At 51.2% G+C, this 26,850-nt stretch carries 9 protein-coding genes (1 of these 9 only partly in view); 2 read left to right on the forward strand and 7 right to left on the reverse strand.

Annotation, left to right across the window (positions count from 1 at the left end):
- Together AACQ83_RS13735 and AACQ83_RS13740 are read left to right on the forward strand one after the other, a co-directional pair.
- On the forward strand, positions 1-21,363 hold the 3' portion of the coding sequence (locus AACQ83_RS13735; RefSeq protein ID WP_112878116.1) for a non-ribosomal peptide synthase/polyketide synthase. It extends 15,042 nt beyond the left edge of the window; 21,363 of the gene's 36,405 nt are visible here — the last part of the coding sequence; its start codon lies off the left edge, out of view; its stop codon occupies positions 21,361-21,363.
- A gap of 132 nt (positions 21,364-21,495) precedes the next feature.
- Positions 21,496-21,576, forward strand: a complete 81-nt coding sequence (locus AACQ83_RS13740; RefSeq protein ID WP_240000799.1) for a type I toxin-antitoxin system SymE family toxin — start codon at positions 21,496-21,498, stop codon at positions 21,574-21,576.
- Positions 21,577-21,720: 144 nt separating this feature from the next.
- Here the strand turns inward: AACQ83_RS13740 and AACQ83_RS13745 are convergent, their stop codons facing one another.
- From AACQ83_RS13745 to AACQ83_RS13775, 7 genes are all read right to left on the reverse strand, one after another.
- Positions 21,721-21,963, reverse strand: a complete 243-nt coding sequence (locus AACQ83_RS13745; RefSeq protein WP_240000797.1) for a hypothetical protein — start codon at positions 21,961-21,963, stop codon at positions 21,721-21,723.
- Between the two features lie 97 nt (positions 21,964-22,060).
- Positions 22,061-22,426: a hypothetical protein gene (locus AACQ83_RS13750; protein WP_192881025.1), complete on the reverse strand. Its 366-nt coding sequence runs from the start codon at positions 22,424-22,426 to the stop codon at positions 22,061-22,063.
- A gap of 139 nt (positions 22,427-22,565) precedes the next feature.
- Positions 22,566-23,168: a hypothetical protein gene (locus tag AACQ83_RS13755; protein WP_112878118.1), complete on the reverse strand. Its 603-nt coding sequence runs from the start codon at positions 23,166-23,168 to the stop codon at positions 22,566-22,568.
- A gap of 22 nt (positions 23,169-23,190) precedes the next feature.
- Positions 23,191-23,829 (reverse strand): hypothetical protein, encoded by a 639-nt coding sequence (locus tag AACQ83_RS13760; protein ID WP_112878119.1) that lies wholly within the window; start codon positions 23,827-23,829, stop codon positions 23,191-23,193.
- Positions 23,819-24,640 carry an HNH/endonuclease VII fold putative polymorphic toxin gene (locus tag AACQ83_RS13765; RefSeq protein ID WP_240000798.1) on the reverse strand — a complete coding sequence of 274 codons (822 nt, stop codon included), beginning with the start codon at positions 24,638-24,640 and terminating at the stop codon, positions 23,819-23,821. Before AACQ83_RS13765 ends, AACQ83_RS13760 begins: the two co-directional genes overlap by 11 nt.
- 234 nt (positions 24,641-24,874) lie before the next feature.
- Positions 24,875-25,102: a hypothetical protein gene (locus tag AACQ83_RS13770; RefSeq protein ID WP_112878120.1), complete on the reverse strand. Its 228-nt coding sequence runs from the start codon at positions 25,100-25,102 to the stop codon at positions 24,875-24,877.
- Positions 25,099-26,850 (reverse strand): glycohydrolase toxin TNT-related protein (locus tag AACQ83_RS13775; protein ID WP_146747900.1); only part of this gene is annotated, 1,752 nt, incomplete at its 5' end. The genes AACQ83_RS13775 and AACQ83_RS13770, both read right to left, overlap by 4 nt.

Genomic DNA, 26,850 nt, shown 5'->3' on the forward strand with positions numbered 1-26,850 from the left:
CAGCGTTTGTTTGACGCGACGGAATCCTGGTATCACTTTACCCGGCAAGATGTTTGGTGTCTGTTCCATTCCATCGCGTTTGACTTCTCGGTATGGGAATTATGGGGAGCGTTACGCTATGGCGCTAAACTGGTTCTGGTGCCGCACGCGATCGCTCGCTCCCCTCAAGAGCTACATCAATTCGTGTGTCAGCACGGTATCACCGTATTGAATCAGACGCCGAGCGCTTTCAAAGCCTTTATTGCCAGTTATGTTGACAACCCATTGTCAGACCAGTTGCGTTATATCATCTTTGGGGGAGAAGCCCTCGATCCGGGTATGTTGCGACCGTGGTATCACCTGCGTGAAGAGACGTCACCAAGGTTAGTGAATATGTACGGCATCACGGAGACAACGGTTCATGTGACTTATCGGGAGCTGAATCCACATGATGTGGAACAGATAACCAGCCCTATTGGTGCACGTATTCCAGATTTAACTCTCTATCTGTTGGATAAATACGGTCAGCCGGTGCCGTTGGGGACAATAGGAGAGTTGTATGTTGGGGGGGCCGGTGTAGCACGAGGTTATCTGAATCGCTCTGAACTGACGGCGGAACGTTTCCTGATTGATCCGTTTAGTGATCAATCGGGTGCCCGCATGTACCGTACCGGAGATTTGGCCCGTTACCTGCCGGAGGGGGATTTAGTGTTTGTGGGTCGCAACGACCAACAAGTTAAAATCCGCGGTTTCCGCATTGAACCGGGGGAAATTGAGGCCCGACTGCTGGAACACCCGGCAGTGAGTGAATCGGTGGTGTTGGCATTGGGGCAAGGGCAAGATAAGCGTCTGGTTGCTTATGTCGTGGCGCCGGCGGATGATGGGCTGGCGAATAGCCTGCGTACCCATTTGAGCGCCATTTTACCGGATTATATGGTGCCAACAGCCTTTGTGCGGCTGGATGCGTTTCCATTAACGCCGAACGGTAAATTGGATCGTCGAGCCTTGCCGGCACCGGATGGTGAAGCTTTTGCTCGTCAGGTTTATGCGGCACCGCAAGGGGAAACGGAAATTGCATTAGCGGCCATTTGGTGTGAGTTGTTAGATATTGAACAGGTCAGTCGGCACGATAGTTTCTTCGCACTGGGTGGTCATTCTCTGCTAGCGGTACGGATGATTGAACGTTTGCGTCATCTGGGGCTGACACTGGCGGTCCGTGATCTATTTCAGTCTCCGGTGTTGTCTGAACTGGCGCAAACGTTGGGACAGCACCGGGCTGTGGTGGTGCCGCCGAATGTGATTACGCCAGCGACGACGACACTTACTCCGGGGATGTTGCCGCTGATAGATCTGACTCAAGCTGATATTGATTGCCTCATAGGGCAAGTGCCGGGCGGGGTGGCTAATATTCAGGATATTTACGCCCTGTCACCGTTGCAGGACGGTATTTTGTTCCACCACTTACTGGCAAACGAAGGTGATCCGTATCTGGTGGTCAGCCAGATGGTGTTTGCTGATCGTTCTTTGCTAGACCGTTATTTGGCGGCGGTGCAACAGGTGATTGAACGTCACGATATCCTACGGACCGCTTTTCTCTGGCAGGGATTATCTGTGCCGGTTCAGGTAGTCTGGCGTCAGGCACCTTTATCGGTCATTGAATTGATGTTCGACCCGGCTGATGGGGCGATTTGTGATCAATTGACTCAACGTTTTAATCCCTGTCATTATCGTCTTGACCTGAATCAAGCGCCGTTGTTGCAGTTTGTGGTGGCTCAGGAAACCGATGGCCGCTGGCGAGTATTGCAATTGCAGCACCACCTGATTGGCGACCATACGACGATGGAGGTCATGAACCAGGAGATTCAAGCGTATCTTATCGGGCAAGGGAATAGCCTGCCCGTTCCGGTACCTTTTCGTAATTTGATTGCTCAGGCACGGTTGGGGGTTAATCAGGCAGAGTATATCCGCTTCTTTACCGACATGCTGGCTGAGGTGGATGAACCCACGTTACCCTTTGGATTGACAGAGGTGCATCGTAATGGCTTGCAGATGACGGAATCACACCAAATGTTATCTCAGGTGTTGAATGATCGTCTGCGCAGTCAGGCGAGACGTCTGGGCGTCAGTTTGGCAACTTTGTGTCATTTGGCTTGGGCACAAGTGTTGTCGCGTACCGGTGGTCAGGAGAAAGTGGTATTCGGTACCGTGCTATTTGGGCGCATGGCGGCGGGGGAAGGCGCTGACAGTGGCATGGGGCTATTTATCAATACCTTGCCGTTGCGGCTGGATATCGATGATACCCCGGTACAGGACAGTGTACGGGCAGCACACGCCCGATTAGCCGAATTGTTAGATTATGAGCATGCTTCATTAGCATTAGCCCAGCGTTGCAGCAGGGTACAGGGTGAAATGCCACTCTTTAGTGCTTTGTTGAACTATCGACATAACTCATTGGCGGTGGTTTCGGATGAAACCATGAGTGGTATCGAATTCCTTGGTGGGCAAGAGAGTAGTAACTATCCGTTTTCCTTGTCGGTGGAAGATTTTGGTGATGCACTGGGGTTAACGGCTGAAGTTGTCCAGCCATATGAACCGGAACGAGTATGCGGCTATATGCGGCAGGCACTGGAAAATCTGGTGGGGGCGCTTGAGTCGGCTCTGGAGACACCGGTACGGACACTAGGCATTCTGCCTGAGGATGAACGCACGTTATTGCTGGAAACTTGGAACGCCACGGAAACCCCGTATCCTGACCCGTTATGTATTCATCAGTTGTTTGAACAACAGGTAAAGAAAAATCCTGATGCTACAGCGCTAATGTATCAGGAACAAACTCTCAGCTATGCAGAGTTGAATGCCCGTGCCAATCGACTGGCTCATCAACTGATTGCGCTCGGTGTAATACCCGATCAGCAGGTGGTGATTTGTGTAACACGTTCACCTGCGATGGTAGTGGGCGTGCTGGCGGTGTTGAAAGCCGGGGCAGCTTATGTGCCATTGGACCCCGCTTATCCGGGTGAGCGTCTGTCTTATATCCTGACTGATGCCGCGCCATCTATTTTGCTGGCGGATAGTACTGGGCGGACAGTATTGGGTGAGGAGGCGCTTTCGGGGTTGACCGTATTGGACCCGAATCTCTTGCCTGACCAGCCTGACAGCGACCCGCAGGTCTCTGCGTTGACGCCACAGCATCTGGCTTATGTCATCTATACTTCGGGCTCAACCGGGCAGCCGAAAGGGGTGATGGTAGAACATCAAGCGGTGTATCAACGTTATCTGGGCGTTAACGAACACTATGCCGTCAGCGCACAAGATCGAGTGTTGCAATTTGCTGCTTTTGCGTTTGATGTTTCAGTGGAAGAGTGCTTCTCGTCATTATGCAACGGGGCTACGCTGGTGATTCGAGATGATAGCTGGCTGACTTCGATGCCGGAATTTATTGCCTTAACCCGGCAACATCGTATCACGGTCATGTTCCTGCCGACCTTATTCTGGTCTGAACTGGCGGCCGGCGATAACGGATCACCGCTACCGGAGTGTCTCAGGCTCATCATCATTGGCAGTGAGGCGGTCAAAAAGAACGCCATTCAGGATTGGTTTAAGCAGGAAGGTCATCTGCCCCGGCTATTGAACGCGTATGGTCCGACGGAAAATACCGTGACGGCGACCTGTAAAGAAGTCGTCTCGCCGGCGGATGATCGTTCTATCGGTCGGCCAATTAAAAATACCTGCGTCTATCTGCTGGACAAAGAGGGGCAACCGGTGCCATTAGGCTGCTCCGGCGAAATGTATATTGGCGGCGTCGGGGTGGCGCGGGGTTATCTTAACCAGTCGGCATTAAGTGCGGAGCGTTTTCTGCCCGATCCCTTTAGTGCGGTATCCGGTGCGCGGATGTATCGCACCGGGGATTTAGCCCGCTACCTGCCGGATGGCGAGCTGGAATTCCTGGGCCGTAATGATTATCAAGTTAAAATTCGCGGCTTCCGTATTGAACCGGGAGAGATTGAAGCCCGGCTGACAGAGTATCCTGCGGTACGCGAAGCGCTGGTATTGGCGCTGGATGACGGGCAGGACAAACGGCTGGTTGCCTATGTGGCGGCGCAAGCAGATGATGAATTGGTTAATAGCTTACGTACCCATTTGAGTGCTATTTTGCCCGGCTACATGATACCGGCGGCTTTTGTACGTCTGGATACTTTCCCGCAGACCCCGAATGGTAAGCTGGACCGCCAGGCATTGCCGGTGCCGGGAGAGGAAGCGTTTGCTCGTCAGGTCTATGAAGCTCCGCAAGGGAAGATAGAGACGATGCTGGCGGCTGTTTGGCGTGAGTTGCTGGGCATTGGGCAGATTAGCCGACATGACAACTTCTTTGCGCTCGGCGGTCATTCATTGCTCGTTGTACGGATGATTGAACGATTGCGGCGTATCGGTCTGGGGATATCGGTACAAACGCTATTCCAGAACCCAACACTTCGTGTTCTGGCGCAGTCTCTGGCTGAGCATGATGAAATCCCGGTGCCTGACAACCGTATTACGCTGGATACGGTGGCGTTGACACCGGATCTGCTGCCGTTAATTGATCTGACTCAGACAGAGATTGACTTTATCGTTGAGCAGATACCGGGCGGGCTCAAAAATATTCAGGATATCTATGCGCTGTCGCCGTTGCAGGATGGCATTTTGTTCCACCATCTACTGGCGAATGAAGGTGATCCGTATCTGTTGACGGGGCAGATGGCCTTTGCTGACCGGGCGCTGTTGGATCGTTATCTGGCGGCGATTCAACAGGCTGTTGATCGGCACGACATTTTACGTACTTCCTTTATCTGGCAAGGCTTGTCAGTCCCGGCTCAAGTAGTCTGGCGTCAGGCTCCATTATCAGTGACTGAACTGGTTCTGGACCCGGCTGACGGTCCGGTCAGTGAGCAGCTAGCCCGGCGTTTTGATCCGCGTCGGTATCGTCTCGATTTGAGACAGGCGCCATTGCTGCACTTTGTCATCGCTCAGGAAACGGATGGTCGTTGGTTGTTGCAGGAATTGCAGCATCATTTGATCGGCGACCATGAAACGATGGAAGTGATGCACCGCGAAGTCCAAGCCTATCTGACGGATCAAGAGGACAACTTGCCTACGCCGACGCCTTTCCGCAATCTGGTGGCCCAGGTCCGGCTGGGGGTGAGTCAGGAAGAACACTCTCGCTTCTTTACTGACATGCTGGCGGAGGTCGATGAACCGACCCTGCCGTTTGGGCTGACGGAAGTGCATCGTGATGGCTCGCTGGTGGTCGAATCCCATCGGACGTTGCCGGCCGAGTTAAATGACCGTTTGCGTCATCAGGCGAGACATTTGGGCGTCAGTCTGGCGGCGTTGTGTCATTTAGCTTGGGCTCAGGTGTTGTCGCATACGAGTGGTCAGAAGAAAGTCGTGTTCGGCACTGTACTGTTTGGACGTATGCAGGCGGGAGACGGTGCCGACAGTGGTATGGGGCTGTTTATTAATACCTTGCCGCTGCGGCTGGATATCGATGATACCCCGGTACGAGACAGCGTACAGATAACACATATCCGGCTGGCTGGATTGCTGGTGCATGAGCATGCGTCGCTGGTATTGGCCCAGCGTTGCAGTCGTGTACAGGGTGATATTCCGCTCTTTAGTACCCTGTTGAACTACCGGCATAATGCGAACCCGATGGCCCCGCATGAGGCCGTGCAGGGCATTGAGTTCTTGGGAGGGCAAGAGCGCACTAACTATCCGTTTGTGCTGTCGGTGGAGGATGGTGGCTCTACTTTGGGATTGACTGCTCAGGTCGTGCAGCCATTTGAGCCGGAGAGACTATGCGGTTATATGCAGCAGGCATTGGAAAGTTTGGTAGAGGTGCTTGAACAGGTGCCGGAAACGCCGGTACGGATACTGAATATTCTGCCTGAAACGGAACGGAGGCTGTTGCTGGAAACGTGGAACGAGACTGAAACCGTCTATCCTGAGCAGTTATGCGTTCATCAGTTATTCGAGTGTCAGGCAGAGAAAAATCCTGATGCCACGGCACTGGTTTATGAAGAACAGACCCTCAGTTATGAGGAACTGAATGCCCGAGCTAACCGGCTGGCTCACCAATTGATTGCATTGGGTGTCGTCCCCGATCAGCGGGTAGTAATTTGCGTGGCACGCTCACCGGCAATGGTGGTGGGAGTGTTGGCCGTATTGAAAGCGGGGGGAGCTTATGTACCGCTGGACCCAACCTATCCGGCGGAGCGTCTGGCGTATGTTCTGACTGATGCCGCGCCAACTATTTTGCTGGCGGATAAGGCCGGACGCGCTGCGTTGGGTGAGCAGGCATTGGCAGAACTCACCGTACTTGACCCAAATGCGCGGCTTAACCAGCCGGACTACAACCCGCAACTACCTGAATTAACCTCACGACATCTGGCGTATATCATTTATACCTCGGGTTCGACGGGGACACCGAAAGGGGTGATGTTGGAACATCGAGGGGTCTGCAACTACCTGCGATGGGCGCTGAGTGATTACCTCACAGAAAGGCAATTCGATAGTATCGTTTCGTCACCGCTAGCCTTTGATGCCACCGTCACCAGTCTTTACCTGCCTTTACTGTGTGGCGGCAAGATCCGCTTGATCCGTGACGGGCAGGAGCTGGTTGAACTGCTCCCTGCGTTGCTGTCAATGGAATCGGGTGCTCTGGTTAAAATTACCCCTAGCCATCTTTCAGCAATGGGTCAGGAATTAAAAACAGCGGGACAAGAATGCCCTGCGCACTGCTTTATCGTGGGCGGAGAGGCGCTACCCGGTTCCACGGTTGCACTCTGGCGAACATTATCGTCTGGATCACGCATCATTAACGAGTATGGCCCAACCGAAACCGTCGTGGGTTGTACTGTGTTTGATACTAATCACCCGAGCCGTTTTGTTGATAACGTACCGATTGGTCGGCCAATATCCAATACCCAAATCTATATTCTCGATACCCGAGGGGAACCTGTTCCAATCGGTGTCACTGGTGAGCTTTATATTGGGGGAATCGCCGTCGCCCGTGGCTACCTGAACCGGCCGGAATTGACGGCTGAGCGTTTCCTGCCTGATCCGTTTAGCGATAGACCTGATGCGCGGATGTATCGAACCGGGGATTTGGTCCGTTACTTGCCAAACGGCAATCTGGTATTTGTTGGCCGTAATGACCAGCAAGTTAAAATCCGCGGCTTCCGTATTGAACCGGGGGAAATTGAAGCCCGACTGACAGAACACCCGGAGGTACGCGGCGCATTGGTACTCGCTCTGGATGATGGGCAGGATAAACGGTTGGTTGCCTATGTAGAAGCGCAGGCAAATGACGAGTTGGTGAATAGTCTGCGTACTCATTTGAGCGCCCTATTGCCGGGTTATATGGTGCCGGCGGCTTTTGTGCGGCTGGATGCATTCCCATTACTGCCGAATGGTAAGCTGGATCGTCGGGCGTTACCGGCACCGGACAGTGAAGCTGTTGCTCGTCAAGTTTATGAAGCGCCACAAGGGGAAACGGAAATGGTGCTGGCGGCGATTTGGCGTGAAGTCTTGGGGGTTGAACAGATCAGCCGACATGACAATTTCTTTGCCTTGGGCGGTCACTCGTTACTGGCAATGCGAGTGATGAATCGGGTAACCGCTTTAGGGATTGAACTGCCGCTGACTACCCTGTTTAAATCCCCATCATTAAGGGATTTTGCTGAGATCATGCAGGCTCGGATGGGTCAGTCGGACACGCTCTTGCCGTCCATCCTGCCGATATCCCGAGAAGGGGAATTACCGTTGTCGTTTGCTCAACAGCGCCTGTGGTTCCTGACGCAGCTTGAGGGCGTCAGTGAAACTTATCATATCCCGATGGCCCTGCGCTTATCTGGTCAACTGGATATCGCGGCTTGGCAAAAGGCGCTGGATACCTTGTTTGCCCGTCATGAAGCATTGCGTTCTGTCTTTGTCTCTATTGATGGTCAGCCACAAGTGCGGCTGTTGGAGCCGGATAGCGGCTTACTGTTATCTCAATATGACCTGCGCGGCGTTCCGGATGCTGATGAGGTCCTTGAGCGTCTGAGTACAGAGGAGGCCCACGCGTCATTTGACCTCGAAAGTGGCCCGCTTATCCGTGCTGCTCTCATCCGGCTCACCGATGACGAATACCAATTTTTGCTGACTTTGCATCACATTATTTCCGATGGCTGGTCTGCCAATATATTGATGCAGGAACTGAACGCGCTCTATACCGCGTTTATAGCCGGGCAACTGGCTTCGTTGCCGCCATTGGCGATTCAATACCCGGATTATGCCGCCTGGCAGCGTCAGTGGTTGTCGGCTGAACGGGTTCAGGTTCAATCCGACTATTGGCGTGCAATGTTGGCTGACGCGCCGGTTCTGTTGGATCTGCCGACAGATCGACCTCGTCCGCCGGAGCAGTCGTTTGCCGGAGATGCCGTGCCGGTTAACTTAGGCGTGGAATTAACGGCAGCCCTTAAGCGCCTGAGTGAGCAGCAGGGCGTCACCTTATTCATGACGCTGTTGTCAGCTTGGGCAGTGGTTCTGTCACGTTTGTCAGGTCAGGACGATGTGGTGATTGGTACGCCGAGTGCGGGCCGTGGTCGTCAGGAAGTGGAGCCGTTGATTGGCTTCTTTGTCAATACGTTGGCGTTGCGCATGGATTTATCGGGTGAACTGACGGTGAGTGAGTTGCTGGCGCGAGTCCGGCAAACCGCATTGACGGCGCAGGAGCATCAGGATTTACCGTTTGAACAGGTGGTAGAAATCGTGCAACCGCCGCGTCGGTTGGCGCATACCCCATTGTTCCAAGTGATGTTTGCCTGGCAGAACAATGAGAACTCAGAATGGGGATTACCGGGGCTGGCAGTCTCACCGGTCTATCAACCCTTTGATATTGTCAAGTTTGATCTTGAACTAGGCTTGTTAGAGGAGGAGGGCAGGATTATAGGGGCATTGAGTTATGCCACTACCCTGTTTAATCCCGCGACAATGGAACGGCAGGTGGGATATCTGCATGCGGTGCTGCAAGCGATGGTGGTTAACCCCCAACAGCCGATCGGGGAAATTGATATCTTGGCCTCGGCGGAGCGCAAGCTATTGCTGGAAACTTGGAACGCAGCGGAAACCGCCTATCCTGAGGCGTTATGCATTCACCAACTGTTTGAACAACAGGTGGAGAAAACCCCGGAAGCCACGGCATTGGTATATCAACAGCAAACCCTCAGTTATGCCGAATTAAATGCTCGCGCTAACCGGTTGGCCCATCAGCTTATCGCATTGGGTGTCGTACCTGACCAGCCGGTGGCGATTTGTGTGTCGCGTTCACCGGTCATGGTGGTAGCGCTGTTGGCGGTATTGAAAGCCGGTGGTGCCTATGTGCCGCTGGACCCAACCTATCCGTTAGAACGTTTGGCGTATATCCTGAATGATACAACGCCGTCAGTGGTGTTGGCTGATGCGACTGGACGGGCGGCATTAGGTGATGAGGCGTTGAGCAGGCTGACGGTATTTGATCCGAATACCTTGCCAGACCAGTCGGACCACAATCCGCAGGTAGCTGCGTTGACGCCACAACACCTGATTTACATCATCTATACCTCCGGCTCAACCGGGCAGCCGAAAGGGGTGATGGTGGAACATCAGGCGGTGTATCAGCGTCATTTGGGCTTTAATGAGACCTATGCGGTGACGGCGCAAGATCGGCTGTTGCAATTTGCTTCTTTTGCATTTGACGTTTCAGTGGAGGAATGTTTCTCGACATTATGCAATGGTGCCACGTTGGTCATGCGTGATGATAGTTGGCTGGCGTCGATGTCGGCGTTTATTGGCTTAGCCTGGCAGCACCGTATCACAGTGATGTCTCTGCCAGCGTTATTCTGGTCTGAACTGATTGCCAGAGACAATAATGCATTACCGCTACCGGATTGTCTCCGACTCATTATCATTGGTGGTGAGGCGGTCAAAAAGAGCGCTATTCAGGATTGGTTTGTGCGGGAAGTCCACCGGCCCCGACTGTTGAACGCCTATGGGCCGACGGAAAATACCGTAACGGCGACTTGTAAGGAGGTTTTATCCCCAGTCGATGATTGCTCTATCGGCCGACCGCTTAAAAATACCCGCGTTTACCTGTTGGATAAATACGGTCAGTTAGTCCCGTTAGGCGGCGTTGGCGAAATGTATATTGGCGGCGTGGGTGTGGCACGAGGCTACCTTAACCTGCCAGAATTGAGCGCGGAACGTTTTATACCAGATCCTTTTAGTTCAGTACCCGGCGCACGGATGTATGTTACTGGGGATTTGGCCCGCTATTTGCCGGATGGCAACTTGGAGTTTCTGGGTCGTAACGACCAGCAGGTCAAAATTCGCGGCTTCCGGGTTGAGCTAGGGGAAATTGAAACCCGGCTGGAAGAACACCCGGCGGTGCAAGAGGCGGCAGTGCTGGTATGGGAAGATGAGCAGAGCAAACGGCTGGTAGCCTATGTGGTGGCAGAAGTGAATGAAGGGTTGGCAACCCGTTTGCGTGAATATTTGAGTGCAGTTTTACCTGACTATATGGTCCCGGCAGCCTTTGTGCGGCTGGAGACTTTACCGCAGACCCCAAATGGCAAGTTGGATCGTCGGGCGTTGCCGGCGCCGGGGGAAGAGGCGTTTGCCCGTCAGATCTATGAAGCCCCGCAAGGGAGGATAGAAACGATGCTGGCGGCTGTCTGGTGTGAGTTGCTGGGCATTGAACAGATTAGCCGGCATGACAGCTTCTTTTCGTTGGGTGGTCATTCTCTGCTTGCTGTGCGCATGATTGAACGATTGCGGCATATTGGTCTGAGTGTATCGGTAAAAACGTTATTCCAGCATCCAACACTCTGTATTTTGGCGCAGTCTCTGGTTCAGCATAATGAAATTCAGGTGCCTGACAACCGTATTACACCGGATACCACGGCGCTGACGCCGGCGATGTTGCCGCTGATTGATTTGACCCAAGCTGACATTGACCACATCATCGGGCAGGTGCCGAGCGGGATCGCCAATATTCAGGATATCTATGCGCTATCGCCGTTGCAGGATGGCATTTTGTTCCACCATCTGTTGGCAAATGAAGGTGATCCGTATTTGTTGACGGGGCAAATGGCTTTTGCTGACCGAGCGCTGTTAGATCGTTATCTGGCGGCGGTTCAATGGATAATTGATCGGCACGATATTCTGCGAACCGCTTTCCTCTGGCAAGGATTATCAGTGCCGGCGCAGGTGGTCTGGCGGCAGGCCCCATTGTCAGTGACGGAGCTGACATTAAATCCGGCTGACGGCCCGATCAGTGAGCAGTTAACCCGGCGTTTTGATCCGCGTCATCATCGTCTCGACCTGAGCGAAGCACCGCTGTTGCGTTTTGTCATCGCTCAGGACACTGATGGTCGTTGGTTGTTACTGGAATTGCATCATCACTTAATCGGCGACCATGAAGCGCTGGAAGTGATGCACCGTGAAGTGCAGGCGTATCTGACAGGTCAGGAAGAGAGCCTGCCTGTGCCGACACCTTTCCGCAATCTGGTGGCTCAGGTCCGGTTGGGCGTGAGTCAGGAAGAGTACAGCCGTTTCTTTACCGACATGCTGGCGGAGGTCGATGAACCGACTCTGCCGTTTGGTTTGACGGAAGTGCATTGTGATGGTTCGCAGGTGACGGAAGTTCACCGGATGTTGCCAGCCGGGTTAAATGACCGTTTGCGCCATCAGGCGAGACATCTGGGTGTCAGTCTGGCGGCCTTGTGTCATCTGGCTTGGGCGCAGGTGTTGGCGCGTACCAGTGGTCAGAAGAATGTCGTGTTTGGCACGGTGTTGTTTGGGCGTATGCAGGCAGGGGAAGGGGCAGACAACAGTATGGGGCTATTTATTAATACCTTGCCGTTGCGGCTGGATATCGATGAGACCCCAGTACGGAGCAGCGTGCAGGCTGCCCATGCTCGACTTGCCGGATTATTAGAACATGAGCACGCGTCACTGGCATTGGCTCAGCGTTGCAGCGGCGTGCAGGGTGAGATCCCTCTCTTTAATAGCTTGCTGAACTATCGGCACAATACCTTGCTGGCAGCGTCGGATGACATCATCAGCGGTATTGAATTTATCGGTGGACAGGAGCGGACCAACTATCCGTTAATGCTGTCGGTGGAAGATTTTGGCGAATCCTTGGGGCTGACGGCGCAGGTCGTGCAGCCGCTTGATCCGGAAAGTCTATGCGGTTATATGCAACGAGCACTGGAAAGTCTGGTGGATGCGCTTGAGCAAGTGTCGGACATGCCTGTTAGGGCATTGGAAATCTTGCCGAAAGCGGAACGTACGCTGTTGCTGGAAACTTGGAACGCGACGGAAAGCGCTTATCCTGAGACGTTATGTGTTCATCAACTGTTTGAACAACAGGTAGAGCAAACTCCTGACGCGACAGCGTTAGTGTATGAAGAGCAGACCTTCAGTTATGCCGAATTAAATGCCCACGCTAACCGGCTGGCTCATCAGCTTATTGCACTCGGTGTTGTCCCTGACCGGCGAGTGGCGATTTGCGTGTCACGTTCACCGGCGATGGTGGTGGGATTGCTGGCGGTAATGAAAGCGGGCGGGGCTTATGTGCCGCTAGACCCGACTTATCCTGGCGGGCGGCTGGCGCATATTTTGACCGATGCTGCCCCTACCGTGGTGCTGGCGGATAAGGCAGGCTGGTCTGCATTGGGCGAGGAAGCGCTGACCGGACTCGTGGTGCTGGACCCGAATACCTTGCCTGAACAGCCGGACAGTAACCCACAGGTACCTGCGTTGACTTCGCGGCATCTGGCCTATGTGATTTATACCTCCGGTTCCACGGGAGTGCCCAAAGGGGTGATGATTGAGCACCGCAATACGGTTAACTTCCTGCACTGGGCGCAGCAGGCTTTTGAAACGGAAGCGATCCGCGAGGTGCTTTTCTCAACGTCGATGAATTTCGACCTGTCCATTTTTGAATGTTTTATGCCGTTGTCCCGTGGCGCGGCGATTTATCTGGTGGAAGATGCGCTGTCATTGATGCAGCATGCCCTGCCAGTGACCCTGATCAACTCAGTCCCGTCTGCGATGAAACCGTTATTGCAGGCTCAGGCACTGATGGCGTCGGTTCATACTGTCAATCTGGCGGGAGAGCCGCTTAAAGGCGCTTTAATTAAACAGATTTTCCAAGAAACACAAATAGAGCGGTTATGCAATCTCTATGGGCCTTCTGAAACGACAACCTATTCTGCCTGGTTACCGATACAGCGGGGTGACCGGATTATTGAAAGTATCGGGCGTCCGATAGCCAACACCGGCCTTTACTTACTGGACGCGTATGGTCAACCGGTGCCGTTGGGCGTGGTGGGGGAAATGTATATCGGGGGGGAGGGCGTGGCGCGTGGCTACCTCAATCGCCCTGACTTGACGGCGGAACGTTTCCTGATTGATCCGTTTAGTGATAAACCGGATGCCCGCATGTATCGCACCGGGGATTTAGCGCGCTACTTGCCGGATGGCAACCTGGAATTTCTGGGCCGTAACGACCAGCAGGTTAAAATTCGCGGTTTCCGCATTGAACCGGGGGAAATTGAATCCCGATTAGTGGAACACCCGGCGGTGAGTGAATCGGTGGTATTGGCACAGGGGGAAGGGCAGGAAAAACGGCTGGTGGCCTATGTGGTGGCAGAAGCTCACGAGGGGTTGATTAACAGTGTACGTGAACATCTGAGTATTCAATTGCCTGATTACATGGTGCCGTCGGCCTTTGTACGGCTGGATGCGTTTCCGTTAACGCCGAACGGTAAATTAGATCGTCAAGCGCTGCCGGCGCCAGACAATGAAGCCGTGGCCCGTCAGGTTTATGAAGCGCCTCAGGGAGAAATGGAAATCGCGCTGGCGGCGATTTGGCGTGAAGTCTTGGGCGTTGAACAGATCAGCCGGCATGACAATTTCTTTGCTCTGGGCGGCCATTCATTGCTGGCGGTGCGGGTAATGAACCGGGTAGCCGCTTTAGGCGTCGAACTGCCGCTGACTACCCTGTTTAAGTCCCCTTCATTGAGGGCATTTGCTGAGGCCATGCAGACTCGGTCTGGTCAACCGGATAATATTTTGCCGATATCCCGCGAGGGGGCGTTACCGTTGTCATTTGCGCAACAGCGCTTGTGGTTCCTGGCGCAGCTTGAGGGGGTCAGTGAAACTTATCATATCCCGATGGTCCTGCGTTTATCTGGACAACTGGATATCGTGGCTTGGCAAAAGGCGCTGAATACCTTATTTGCCCGTCATGAAGCGTTACGCTCTGTCTTTATCTCTATTGATGGTCAGCCGCAAGTGCGGTTGTTGGAACCGGATAACGGCTTACTGTTATCTCAATATGACCTGCGTAGGATTCCAGATGCTGATAGAGTCCTTGAGCGTTTGAGCGTGGAAGAGGCTCATGCATCATTTGATCTTGAAAGTGGCCCGCTTATCCGCGCGGCTCTCATCCGGATCACCGATGACGAATATCAGTTTTTGCTGACTTTGCACCACATTATTTCCGATGGCTGGTCTGCCAATGTGCTGATACAGGAACTGAACACGCTCTATATGGCGTTTATGGACGGACAACCCGATCCATTGCCGCCGTTGGCGATTCAATACCCGGATTATGCTGCCTGGCAGCGTCAGTGGCTGTCGGCTGAGCGTATTCAGGCTCAATCTGACTATTGGCGTGCAATGTTGGCTGACGCGCCGGTTCTGTTGGATTTGCCTACGGATCGGCCTCGTCCTCTAGAGCAGTCGTTTGCCGGAGATGCCGTGCCGGTTGATCTGGATGTGGAATTAACAACGGCCCTGAAACACCTGAGTGAGCAGCAGGGCGTCACCTTATTCATGACGCTGTTGTCAGCTTGGGCGGTGGTTCTGTCGCGTCTGTCGGGTCAGGAAGATATGGTGATCGGCACACCGAGTGCGGGTCGCAATCGTCAGGAAGTAGAACCGTTGATTGGCTTCTTTGTCAATACGCTGGCGTTGCGCATGGATGTATCGGATGAGCTGACCGTAACCGAGTTGCTGGCGCAAATCCGGCAAACCGCATTGGCGGCACAAGAGTATCAGGATTTACCGTTTGAACAGGTGGTGGAAATCGTGCAACCGCCGCGCCGACTGGCGCATACCCCATTGTTCCAGGTGATGTTTGTCTGGCAGAACAATGAGAACACGGAATGGGGATTACCGGGGCTGGCGGTATCACCGGTCGATCAAGCCGTTGACGTTGTCAAGTTTGATCTTGAACTGGGCTTGTCAGAAGAGGAGGGCAGGATCGTGGGGGCGTTGAGTTATGCCACGGCCCTGTTTGATTCAGAAACAATGGAGCGGCAGGTGGAATATCTGCACACAGTGCTGCAAGCGATGGTGGCTAACCCCCAACAGCCGGTCAGGGAAATTGATCTCCTTTCTCCGGCGGAGCGCAAGTTATTGCTGGAAACTTGGAACGCCACGGCAACCGCCTATCCTGAGAGGTTATGTATTCATCAGTTGTTTGAACAACAAGTGGAAAAAACCCCTGACGCGGCAGCGTTAGTGTATAACGAACAGACCCTCAGTTATGCCGAATTAAATGCCCGCGCTAACCGGTTGGCTCGTCAGCTCATTAAACAAGGGGTGTATTCCGGTGATTATGTTGCGCTCTTGCTAGCACGCTCAATGGAACTGGTGGTAGCCCAATTAGCGATTCTCAAAGCCGGTGCCGTTTATGTGCCGATAGATCCTAGTGTGCCGGATGAGCGGAAAAACTGGCTGATCAGTGATTGTTCAGCCAAGTTGTTGCTTACCGATACGCAGGCGGATATTCCGGCTAACTTGACTGTGCCGCTGCTTCGTCTCTCGGATGAGGCAGATACGGTTCACGAGGAAGATCGCCGCAACCTTGACTTACCGCGTTCCAGCACCGAGTTGGCATATATCATGTACACTTCCGGTTCTACCGGCACACCTAAAGGGGTTTTGGTGCCGCATCGTGCGGTGGTTCGGTTGGTTATTAATAATGGTTATGCAGAAATTGGATCGGAGGATCGGGTAGCCTTTGCTGCTAATCCGGCGTTCGATGCCAGTACGTTTGAAGTCTGGGCGCCATTGCTCAATGGTGGCGCGTTAGTGGTTATCGATCACGCCACTTTGTTGACGCCGCAGGCGTTTGTACAGACTCTACGGGTTCAGAGAATGACCGTTCTGTGGTTGAGTGTCGGATTGTTTAACCAGTTAGTAACGGAGTTGCTTCCGATTCTTCCACAGATAAAGCTCCTGATTGTCGGCGGAGATGCCCTTGATCCCCATGTTATCGGTCAGGTACTGAACACCAATCCGCCACAACGGCTATTAAATGGCTATGGGCCAAGTGAAGGCACCACTTTTACGACCACATACCGTATCACTGCATTAACATCGGGAGCCGCCCGCATTCCTATCGGGCGGCCGGTAGCCAACACGCGGGTTTATCTGTTGGATAAGTATGGTCAGCCGGTGCCGTTGGGGGTGACCGGAGAGATTTATGTGGGTGGCGATGGGGTAGCCTGTGGTTATCTTAATCGGCCTGAATTAACCGCCGAACGTTTCCTTGTTGATCCGTTCAGTGATCAACCGGATGCTCGCATGTACCGCACCGGGGATTTGGCGCGTTATCTGCCGGATGGCAATCTGGAATTCCTGGGCCGTAATGATCAGCAGGTTAAAATCCGTGGTTTCCGTATTGAACCGGAGGAAATTGAGATCCGGTTGGCCGAGTACCCAACGGTGCGTGAAGCGGCGGTGTTGGCACGCGGCGAAGGGCAGGAGAAACGGCTGGTGGCCTATGTGTCGGCGCCTGCGGATAAGGGGCTGGTGAACAACTTGCGTGCTCATCTGAATGCTATTTTGCCTGACTATATGGTGCCGTCAGCTTTTGTACGGCTGGACGCTTTTCCATTGACGGCTAACGGTAAGTTGGATCATCAAGCGTTGCCGGCACCGGACAATGACGCCTTTGTCCACCAAGTTTACGCTGCGCCTCAGGGAGAAACAGAAATCGCGCTGGCGGCAATTTGGCGTGAATTACTGGGCATTGAGAAGATAAGTCGATATGACAGCTTTTTTGCCCTAGGGGGGCATTCGTTGCTCGCGATACGGATGGTTGAACGCCTGCGTCACTTGGGATTGTCGCTGACGGCGCGTGATCTGTTCCAGTTGCCGATGCTGTCAGACTTGGCGCAAACGTTAGGGCAGCATCAAGCTGTGATCGTACCGCCTAACGTTATTACGCCGACAACGACAGCGTTGACGCCGGCGATGTTGCCGCTGATTGATTTGACTCAAGCCGACATTGACCGCATCGTCAGGCAAGTGCCGGGCGGGGTGAGCAATATTCAGGATATCTATGCCCTATCGCCGTTGCAGGACGGTATTTTGTTCCACCACTTACTGGCAAACGAAGGCGATCCCTATTTGTTAGCCGGCCAGATGGTCTTCGCTGATCGGACTCTGCTAGACCGTTATCTGGCGGCGGTGCAACAGGTGGTTGATCGTCACGATATTCTGCGTACCGCCTTTATCTGGCAAGAGTTGTCTGTGCCGGCTCAGGTGGTCTGGCGTCAGGCACCTTTATCGGTGACTGAATTGGATTTAGACCCAGCGGATGGACCGATTTGTGAACAACTGGCTCAACGTTTTAATCCTCGTCGTTATCGTCTTGACCTGAACCAAGCACCGCTGATGCGGTTTGTGGTGGCGCGGGAGACTGATGGTCGTTGGATTGTACTGCAATTGTTGCATCATCTGATTGGCGACCATACCACGTTGGACGTGATGAACGGCGAGGTTCAGGCGTATCTTGCCGAACGAGAAGACAGCCTGACTTCCCCGGTCTCTTTCCGTAATTTAGTGGCTGAAGCCCGGTTGGGGATGAGTGAGGAGGAACATACCCGTTTCTTTACCGAGATGTTGGCGGAGGTGGATGAACCCACGTTGCCATTCGGATTGACGGAGGTGCATCGTGATGGTTCACAGGTAACGGAATCTCACTGGATGCTGGCGCCTGAATTGAATGACCGTCTGCGTGGTCAAGCCCGGCGTTTGGGGGTCAGTCTGGCGGCGTTGTGTCATTTGGCTTGGGCACAGGTGTTGTCGCATACCAGCGATCAAGAGCAAGTGGTGTTCGGCACCGTGCTGTTTGGGCGCATGGCGGCGGGAGAAGGGGCTGACAACGGAATGGGGCTGTTTATCAATACCTTGCCGCTGAGGCTGGACATCGATGATACGCCGGTGCAGGGGAGTGTGCTGGCCGCCCATACCCGGCTGGCCGGATTACTGGAACACGAACATGCTTCACTGGCGTTGGCTCAGCGTTGCAGTGGCGTGCAAGGTGAGATCCCTCTCTTTAGTAGCTTGCTGAATTATCGGCATAATGCATTTTCAGCAACGTTGGATGAACTTGTAAACGGTATTGAATTTCTTGATGCGCAGGAGCGAACCAATTATCCGTTAGTGCTGTCGGTGGAGGATTTTGGTGAATCCTTGGGATTGACCGTTCAAGTTGCCCAGCCGTTTGAGCCGGAACGGGTATGCGGCTATATGCAACAGGCACTGGAGAGTTTGGCAGTCGCGTTGGAACAGGCTCCGGAAACGCCGGTACGGACATTGAGCATTCTGCCGGAAACGGAACGCACACTGTTGCTGAAAACTTGGAATGCGACGGAAACCGCCTATTCTGAGACATTGTGTATTCATCAATTGTTTGAACAGCAAGTGGAGCAAACCCCTGACGCGATAGCGTTAGTGCATGAAGATCAGACTCTCAGTTATGCTGAATTAAATACCCGCGCTAACCGGTTGGCCCATCAGCTTATCGCATTGGGTGTCGTGCCCGATCAGCGAGTGGCGATTTGTGTGTCACGTTCACCGGCAATGGTCGTGGGGGTATTGGCAATACTGAAAGCCGGCGGGGCCTATGTGCCGTTGGACCCGGTCTATACCGGGGAGCGTCTGGCGCATATTCTGACTGATGCCGCTCCGGCTATTGTGCTGGCGGATGATACCGGACGGAGTGTGCTGGGTGAGAAAATGTTGACTGCGCTGACTGTGCTCGACCCTAATATCTTGCCTGATCAGCCGGAGGATAACCCACAGGTACCGGCATTAACCGCACAGCATCTGGCCTATGTCATTTACACCTCGGGTTCGACGGGGACGCCGAAGGGGGTGATGGTCGAGCACCGTAATATCCAGCGTTTGTTCGATGCGACTGAATCCTGGTATCACTTTACCCGGCAAGATGTTTGGTGCCTGTTCCATTCCATTGCGTTTGACTTCTCGGTATGGGAATTATGGGGAGCGTTACGCTATGGCGCTAAACTGGTTCTGGTGCCGCACGCGATCGCACGCTCCCCTCAAGAGCTGCATCAATTCGTATGTCAGCATGGCGTCACGGTGTTGAATCAGACGCCGAGCGCGTTTAAAGCCTTGATTGCCAGTTATGTTGCCAATCCATTACCGGACCAGTTGCGTTATATCATCTTTGGGGGAGAAGCCCTCGATCCGGGTATGTTACGGCCGTGGTATCACCTGCGTGAAGAGACATCACCACGGTTGGTGAATATGTACGGTATCACGGAGACAACGGTTCATGTGACTTATCGGGAACTGAATCCGCATGATGTGGAACAGATAACCAGTCCTATTGGTACGCGTATTCCGGATTTAACCCTCTATCTGTTGGATAAATATGGTCAGCCGGCGCCGTTAGGGGTAACAGGTGAATTGTATGTCGGAGGGGCTGGTGTAGCACGGGGTTATCTGAATCGCCCAGAGCTGACGGCGGAACGTTTCCTGATGGATCCGTTTAGTGATCAACCGGATGCGCGCATGTACCGTACCGGAGATTTAGCTTGCTACCTGCCGGATGGCAGCCTGGAATTCCTGGGCCGCAACGACCAGCAGGTAAAAATCCGAGGATTCCGCGTTGAACCGGGGGAAATTGAGGCTCGATTGGTGGAACACCCGGCGGTGAGTGAATCAGTAGTATTGGCATTGGGGCAAGGGCAAGATAAGCGTCTGATTGCCTATGTCGTGGTGCCAGCGGATGAGGGGCTGGCCAATAACCTGCGTACCCACTTGAGTGTAGCTTTACCTGACTATATGGTGCCATCAGCTTTTGTGCGACTGGATGCATTTCCGCTAACGCCGAACGGTAAATTGGATCGTCGGGCCTTGCCAGCCCCGGACAATGAAGCGTTTGCCCGTCAGATTTATGAAGCGCCACAAGGGGAAACGGAAATTGCATTAGCGGCTATCTGGTGTGAGTTGCTAGGGGTTGAGCAAATAAGCCGGTATGACAACTTCTTCACGTTGGGGGGCCATTCACTGTTTGCTATGCGAATGATAAATCTTGCTGCTGGTCGGGGTTTGGTTTGCACATTGAATGCTGTGTTCCAATTCCCGGTGTTGGCTGAACTGGCTGCGAAAATTACCTCAGATCTGCTGTCTCAGCCGCAAAACAGCGCTGTATCGGTACGACTTGATGGGACAGGGCTGCCGCTGTTTTTTGTTCCTAGTGGCATGGGTGATTACTCCTATGTCTTCGGACTGGCTCGACGTATCCCATCGGGCCACCCGATTTATGCGCTGCCCTGGCCGTCTATTAATGAAGAACCGATGGTAACGATGGAGCAGCAGGCGGCGAGAATGATCACCTTGATGAAGACTGTTCAACCGGAAGGCCCTTATCGGCTATGTGGTTACTCTTCTGGTGGAATATTGGCTTATGCTGTTGCTCAGCAGCTTTTGAATGCGGGTGAAGTGGTCAATTTCCTGGGATTAATTGATGCGCCCGCGCCTCATTATTTAGGGGAACAGATCATGCAACCTAAATATCGGTTCTTTATTGAACTGTCTCGACAGTCAGGGGAGGAGTATTCGGAAGAGATTGCGGAGTTATACCGGCGAATCGATGAGTTGAATTTTGTGCAGTTTATTGAAGCGGCACAAGAATTAGCGTTATATCCGGCAAATCTGCATGCGGATGTGATCGCAAAACGTTGGGGGCAGATCGAGTGTTACGCGCAAATAGTTGCGGATTATGAGCCTCCAGCATTAGCAATAACGCTGCATCAGTTCTATGCGGTAGAACCTTCCCCCGCTATTTCTTTTATGACGGATGAAAAACCGGAGTCAGTGAACATGGAACCGTCGTTGGGTTGGGCGAAGATAATGTCTGATACTTCGCTTGAGCTGATTGCGATACCGGGTGATCATTTTAGTTTATTGGAGGATGATGAGAATAAAACCGCTTTAGCTCAGGCTTTGAATAGGGCGCTGGCAATCAGTTGTGATGAGGAGACATCGTAATACTGATATAGTCAGAAGTTTTGAATAATTTAACCTTGATATGATAATCCGGTATATAGTGTTTATACCGGATTTTTTCTTATTTTTGGTAAGGTTCCTTGTCTTTCCCTTCTGCATCTTAAGGGCAACTGGTTGGAAGAGGCGGGCTTTATGACCGGGCAGTCGGTGCAGATCAGCATTGAGCACGGGCTGTTTGGTTATCCGGCTTATTGAGAACAGTTGATGGCTAAAGGGAAGATCCCAGCGTTGGCTGGGATCTTCACGTCGTTTATACAATTTTAATTAGCAAAGTCTCACATTTTACTCTGCTTCCTGTTCTATTTTATAACGGGCTGATTCTTCCTTTGCTAATTCTAGCTACTCATCAAAATTATTAAGATTCCTTCTATCTTCCCATCCAGTTGACGCAAAAGCATGGATAAAAAATATTTTTGGATCACCAGAGATATCAGAACTATCAAAGCAAGCAATATCATCAGAATAAGATACTTTTGCAAATGGCACGAGTTGTCTCTCTGGATATTGCGCTTTCATTTCAGACAACCAGTATTTAGCGAATTTTTCAAATTCGCATAAAAACCACCAAGGTTCTAAATCCAAAATAGATTCTTTATTTACTATTTCCAAATAAAGAAGATGGAAAACTAAATCCTTCTGGTAGTTCTTCTATTGAATATAAGTAACATGTCATAATGGATTAATCCTTTGATTTTCTAGTAATTCTAGGAAGCTCATCGGAACCATCGGGGTTACTCTTACTAAACCCGCCAGTTTGTTTATTTATCCTTCCGGTGATTGCCTCTCCCCATGTTTTAGGCTCAAGTCCCCTCCTAGGATCAGAGAATCTGATTTCATTAGGGTTAAATGTCGATATATTACCTGTTGTTCCTTTCGCTGCATTCCCAGTTTGGCTATGTGATGTTTTCGTGGCTTCCGCTTGGGCACCTTTATCAGCATTAGCCTGCTGGCTTTGGTCTGAATTGATAACTTTTGCATCTGCTTTACTAATTCCGCCTGCAACTCCGGACGCTGCCGCAATTCCTGCCCGCCCCATAATCTTCACGATTTCCTGGGTCGTCTCTTCTGATCTGCCGGTGACGTGGGCACGATGAAGCACTAAATTGCGGGATGCATCAATAAAGTAAGGTTGTAATAAATAACGATGCAATAGTGGATAGAGTCAGGAAAAACAATTGTAGATTTCATTTCTTACTCCAGTTTTTGTTTAACTTATCTTCTATTGTACTGCCCGCAACTTCAGAGCTTATTGCACCAGAACCTGCACCAATGACTTCAGCAACAGTTCCTGATACTACAGGTTTAAATTTATCAGTAACTACTTTACTGGTCCTTGCATCTATTACGTTACCAATACCTGCACCAATTGCAGGGGACAAAGGATCTTTCCCTTGCAATTTAGCACCTGCATACGCACCAGTAATACTCGCCACTTCTGTAAACCAAAACCCTTTGCCCTGCGTTACCGCCCCCGTTCCAGTAGCTATCAGTGCATCAGTAATGTTCACTGGACCATTTGTAAGCTGATTACTAATGTTGGCCTTTCCACTAATTACACCTCCAGCAAAAATACTTCCTACAGTTGCTCCTGATGGTAGCAACAGTGGTGCTGCTACTGTGGACATTCCAGCCCCCCAAGCGACTAACAATCCTCTTACCGGATCTTGTCCTTCCGGGTGATCCCCTTTGGCATGTTTTGACAATGCCGCTGAAATCTCTTGAGGGGATTTACCTTCATTTAACATAGCGATAGCCAGATTTGATGCTGACCGACCGTAATCCGCCATCCCTTTGGGTAAGCTAAGTGCATTATTGTCCGTAGTAATTTTTTGTTAGAGAAGAAATAGTTTCATGCTTTCCCAGTGCAATAATCTCACAGCCAGGATCATCAAACGCACCTAATATCATTAAAACGATACCACCATGTTGCCAAATAAAACTGGCCCAATCTGAAACATGTTGAATCTGCGTTATATCTAACTTTTCATAAACATCTTCGTTAGGAATAAGTGCCAAATATGTTTTCTTTTCAGTTAATACTAACTTTGCGGCTGCTTTTAAATCGGAAAGATAAAAATAGCATAATCCTGATAAACTTAAGCCTTGTGAGGACTGAACCATAACATTCTGTTTTTTTAACGCAAACTCTATATCATTGCTTCTTGATTTTAATAACCCCCAAGTTTGTTTATATCGAATAATAGATGTATCCGGTTGAACGCCAGATAGTTCTATATATAAATAAATAGAACTTCTATCATTATAAAACTCCAACATTTTTACCATTTTCGTAAAAAGTGGTACAAAACCTTCTTCACGATTTACATTTAGTAGCTCCCAGCTTACTGCTTCAATATCCTCTGTTGTAATAAATAAGGAATTAAAATCAGTAATATCATTATCTTTACGGATATCAGCAGCATATCTAACTATCATATTAATAGTCATAGTGATTCCCTTTTTCATCATTAAAGTGAGGTCCTCTATTTTGAGGATCATTTACTCCAAAATCATGTCCTTTAGCATCGTCCCTAATTTGTATTGTTTGAGTTCCGCCTCCTGCTTTAGGAACATCAAATTCATATATTTTTCCAGGTTGGAGCTTCCCACGCTTATCAATATTTGGCAATACTCTATCAGGATGTTTTCCAACAGGAATTCCTGAGCGACGTTTTGCTTCATTAAGTGCACCAGACTTACCAGCTCCTACAGGAGAATAGTTTTCTGGTTTTTCTCCTTTGGTCTGATAAATAAAATCATCTTTCGTTGGCCCATCAGGAATTGGTGTCACTGTCGTATTACCACCTACATCCGGCTTACCTTCCGTATTGCCGGTATGATTTGGCGTAATACCAGACCGATTCTCCTCATTGCCTGTATGGTTCGGTATACTACTCGGCTCTAACTGTTGGTTTCCACCTGTATGATTAGGGTATTTTCTGATATCACCGGACTGATCACCGCCAGTATGTGTTGGCAGATCAGTTGGATTAGCAACTTGAGTGTATTTATTCTGAAGTGTATTTAGGTAACTCTGTGTAATTTCATCATTTCCCATCATCTGAAGCATGATCAGATGGTCTAAGTCTTCTGAAGAAATCTTATCAGCAATTTCCTTTGCCACTATTCCGGTTATACCCGCCTTAACACCTATCTCCAGGACTTTCTCCGCTACTTTGGCTCGGCATGGGGCAGCTATTGCACACCCTTCCGTTACCAGTTTACCTAAGAAATTATTGTCAGCAACAACGCATTCCATTGCGAAGTTGAGCGCCAGATACCGATTTTTCTAAGGCATCCAGTCAGTTATCATCAGCTTTTCCTTGTACGCTTCAATACCCGGTCAACAGCGCCCCGACGCGACTTTTTACTTTATAAGTCACTTTCTTAATTAGCACGATCGCTGATAACTAATTATCAGGCCGGAAGATCACTCCCTGAGCTAACGATTAACAGTAAGATCTCTCCCGGTTCAGCGGGTCGGGATTTACATCTATGATAACCACTTTTTAAACTGTTCCAGAATAAAATCATACGCTTCTTCTTCTGTTAAAAACGAAGAAAGAATAGAAGGTTGATCTCTTTCAACATAATAAACAGTCCATTGCCCCTTTTCTTTAACGACACAAGTACAATCGTTATTTTTCAATGTACCTAAAGAATAGCTACTGGGATGAATGTTCAGTATATTTAACTGAGCTATAAGTTCTTCACTTGTCATTTATTATTTACCTTCTGTATGTATTCGTTATCCAAGTACCATTGAACCGATTTAGGTAATTCATATTGCGTTCCTTTTCCTTTTTGACCAAACCAAGGCAATATATTTGACTTTGGTACATCAGGTATCGGTTTAACAACTTTATATTGGAAGTATGGTTTTGTAGTTTCATAAGACGGAGGTAATGCTCTGTTCTCAAATGGTACACCAACTGGTGACACAAAGTTACCTCCAGGATGTCCATATCTATCAACAATTGTTCCTGCTGGTAACGTCACTTTTTCAACCGGTCCATAAGCGCCTCGATTTGGCGGCCAAATTCCAAGCGATTCCTGAACTGTCCCTTCCGCTTTACTAAATTTACCAAAATTAGAAGACTTGTTTGATTTTTGACTTGCTATAACATTCCCTTTGACATGTTCAGCTAACAAATCTCCGTTTCCATTAACCACTTCTGTCGACTGATATTTACTCAAAGACAGATACGCCTTTGCTGCCGCAAACTGTATTAACTTCGCTTCACTGTTAGGTATCCCACCGGCAACAATTTCCGCCGCTTTCTGTGGCGTCATCTGCTCATTTGACAACACGACATCCAATGGAACGCCAAAGAAGTTGCCCCATGCAATGATCAAACCTTTTGCCGGGTCCTGACCATCAGGGACTTGTCCTTTTAAGTAGTGAGTTAAGGCTGTGTTTATTTCTTCGGGTGTTGCCCCGGATTGGGCCATTTTTTGAGCCAGTGAACCTGCGCCTTCAAAATGTTTAGCACCTTCGGAACCAAACAGACGTCCCATGCTAAGGGCATTATTGTCAGCCGCATTCTTCCCGGCTTGGGCCCCGGTAACGGCGCTCCCGGTAGAGTCACCGGCAATGCCGCCTGCCAGCCCGGCCGCCAAGGTAGAAAGGGTGCTGATAGTCTGTTTCTGCTCCTCCGTTAACTCACTGACTTTTGCCCCGTCGCCGTAAAGCTGCTTAATCAGTACCTGAGCGGCCAGCTCACCGGACGTGGCACCGGCTGCTCCTGACAAGGCATTGTTACCACTCACCTCCGCCGCCACCGCGCCTAAAATCGCATGGGCCAGCGTGTTGGTGGCGATATCCACCTGATGGGTTTGCGGGTCAGTAGTCAGTTCTTTAATCACCCCGGCCAGATACGGCGATGCGCCGCCGGCCAGCGCCTGACCAAGATTGTTCCCCGCCAGCCCCTGAATCGCTGCCGTAGCCGCCTGTAACGCTTTTTGATATTTGCCGCCGGTCCCCAGGCCGGAGTCATTCAGCGCCTGCGTGTAAGCGGTGTCATAAATTTGTTTATTGATATCCTCCAGAGTCGGGTGTTGATTGCCTGCGTTGATCAATTTTTCTTTGGCATCAGCTTGGTCCTGTTCACTGATATGACTGAGTTTCGCTTTCGCCGCTTGGGTCGCGATAATTTTCCCTTCCGTCCCGGCTATCTCGGTCATCTGGGCGCTGAGTTCGCCAATCAGTTGCGCCTGTTTCAGCCGCTGTTGTTCCTTTTCCTTGTCAAATATCGGACTCAAGACATTGGCGGCGTTATCGGTATCGCGACTTAAGTTCGCGATATCCTGCGTTTGGTGGTCCTTATCCCGGATAATCAGGTGGCCGTCACTGACGGCGGCATGCGTGGTACTGCTGTCATGGCCCTGATTATGGGCCCCCGTCAGCGCATTAACCGCCAGATTATTCAGCACCTGACCGGTGGTTGGTTGGCCGAGGCTGACGCCCGC

It is taken from the genome of Photorhabdus sp. S10-54, assembly GCF_963878145.1.
In the GTDB taxonomy this organism is placed as follows: Bacteria; Pseudomonadota; Gammaproteobacteria; order Enterobacterales; family Enterobacteriaceae; genus Photorhabdus; species Photorhabdus kayaii.

What these genes read in the sequence shown, in the direction of transcription:
- AACQ83_RS13755 (WP_112878118.1), bottom strand. Translation starts at nt 23,168, where the DNA reads ATGGCGGATTACGGTCGGTCAGCATCAAATCTGGCTATCGCTATGTTA.
- AACQ83_RS13760 (WP_112878119.1), bottom strand. Translation starts at nt 23,829, where the DNA reads ATGACTATTAATATGATAGTTAGATATGCTGCTGATATCCGTAAAGAT.
- AACQ83_RS13765 (WP_240000798.1), bottom strand. Translation starts at nt 24,640, where the DNA reads ATGGAATGCGTTGTTGCTGACAATAATTTCTTAGGTAAACTGGTAACG.
- AACQ83_RS13770 (WP_112878120.1), bottom strand. Translation starts at nt 25,102, where the DNA reads ATGACAAGTGAAGAACTTATAGCTCAGTTAAATATACTGAACATTCAT.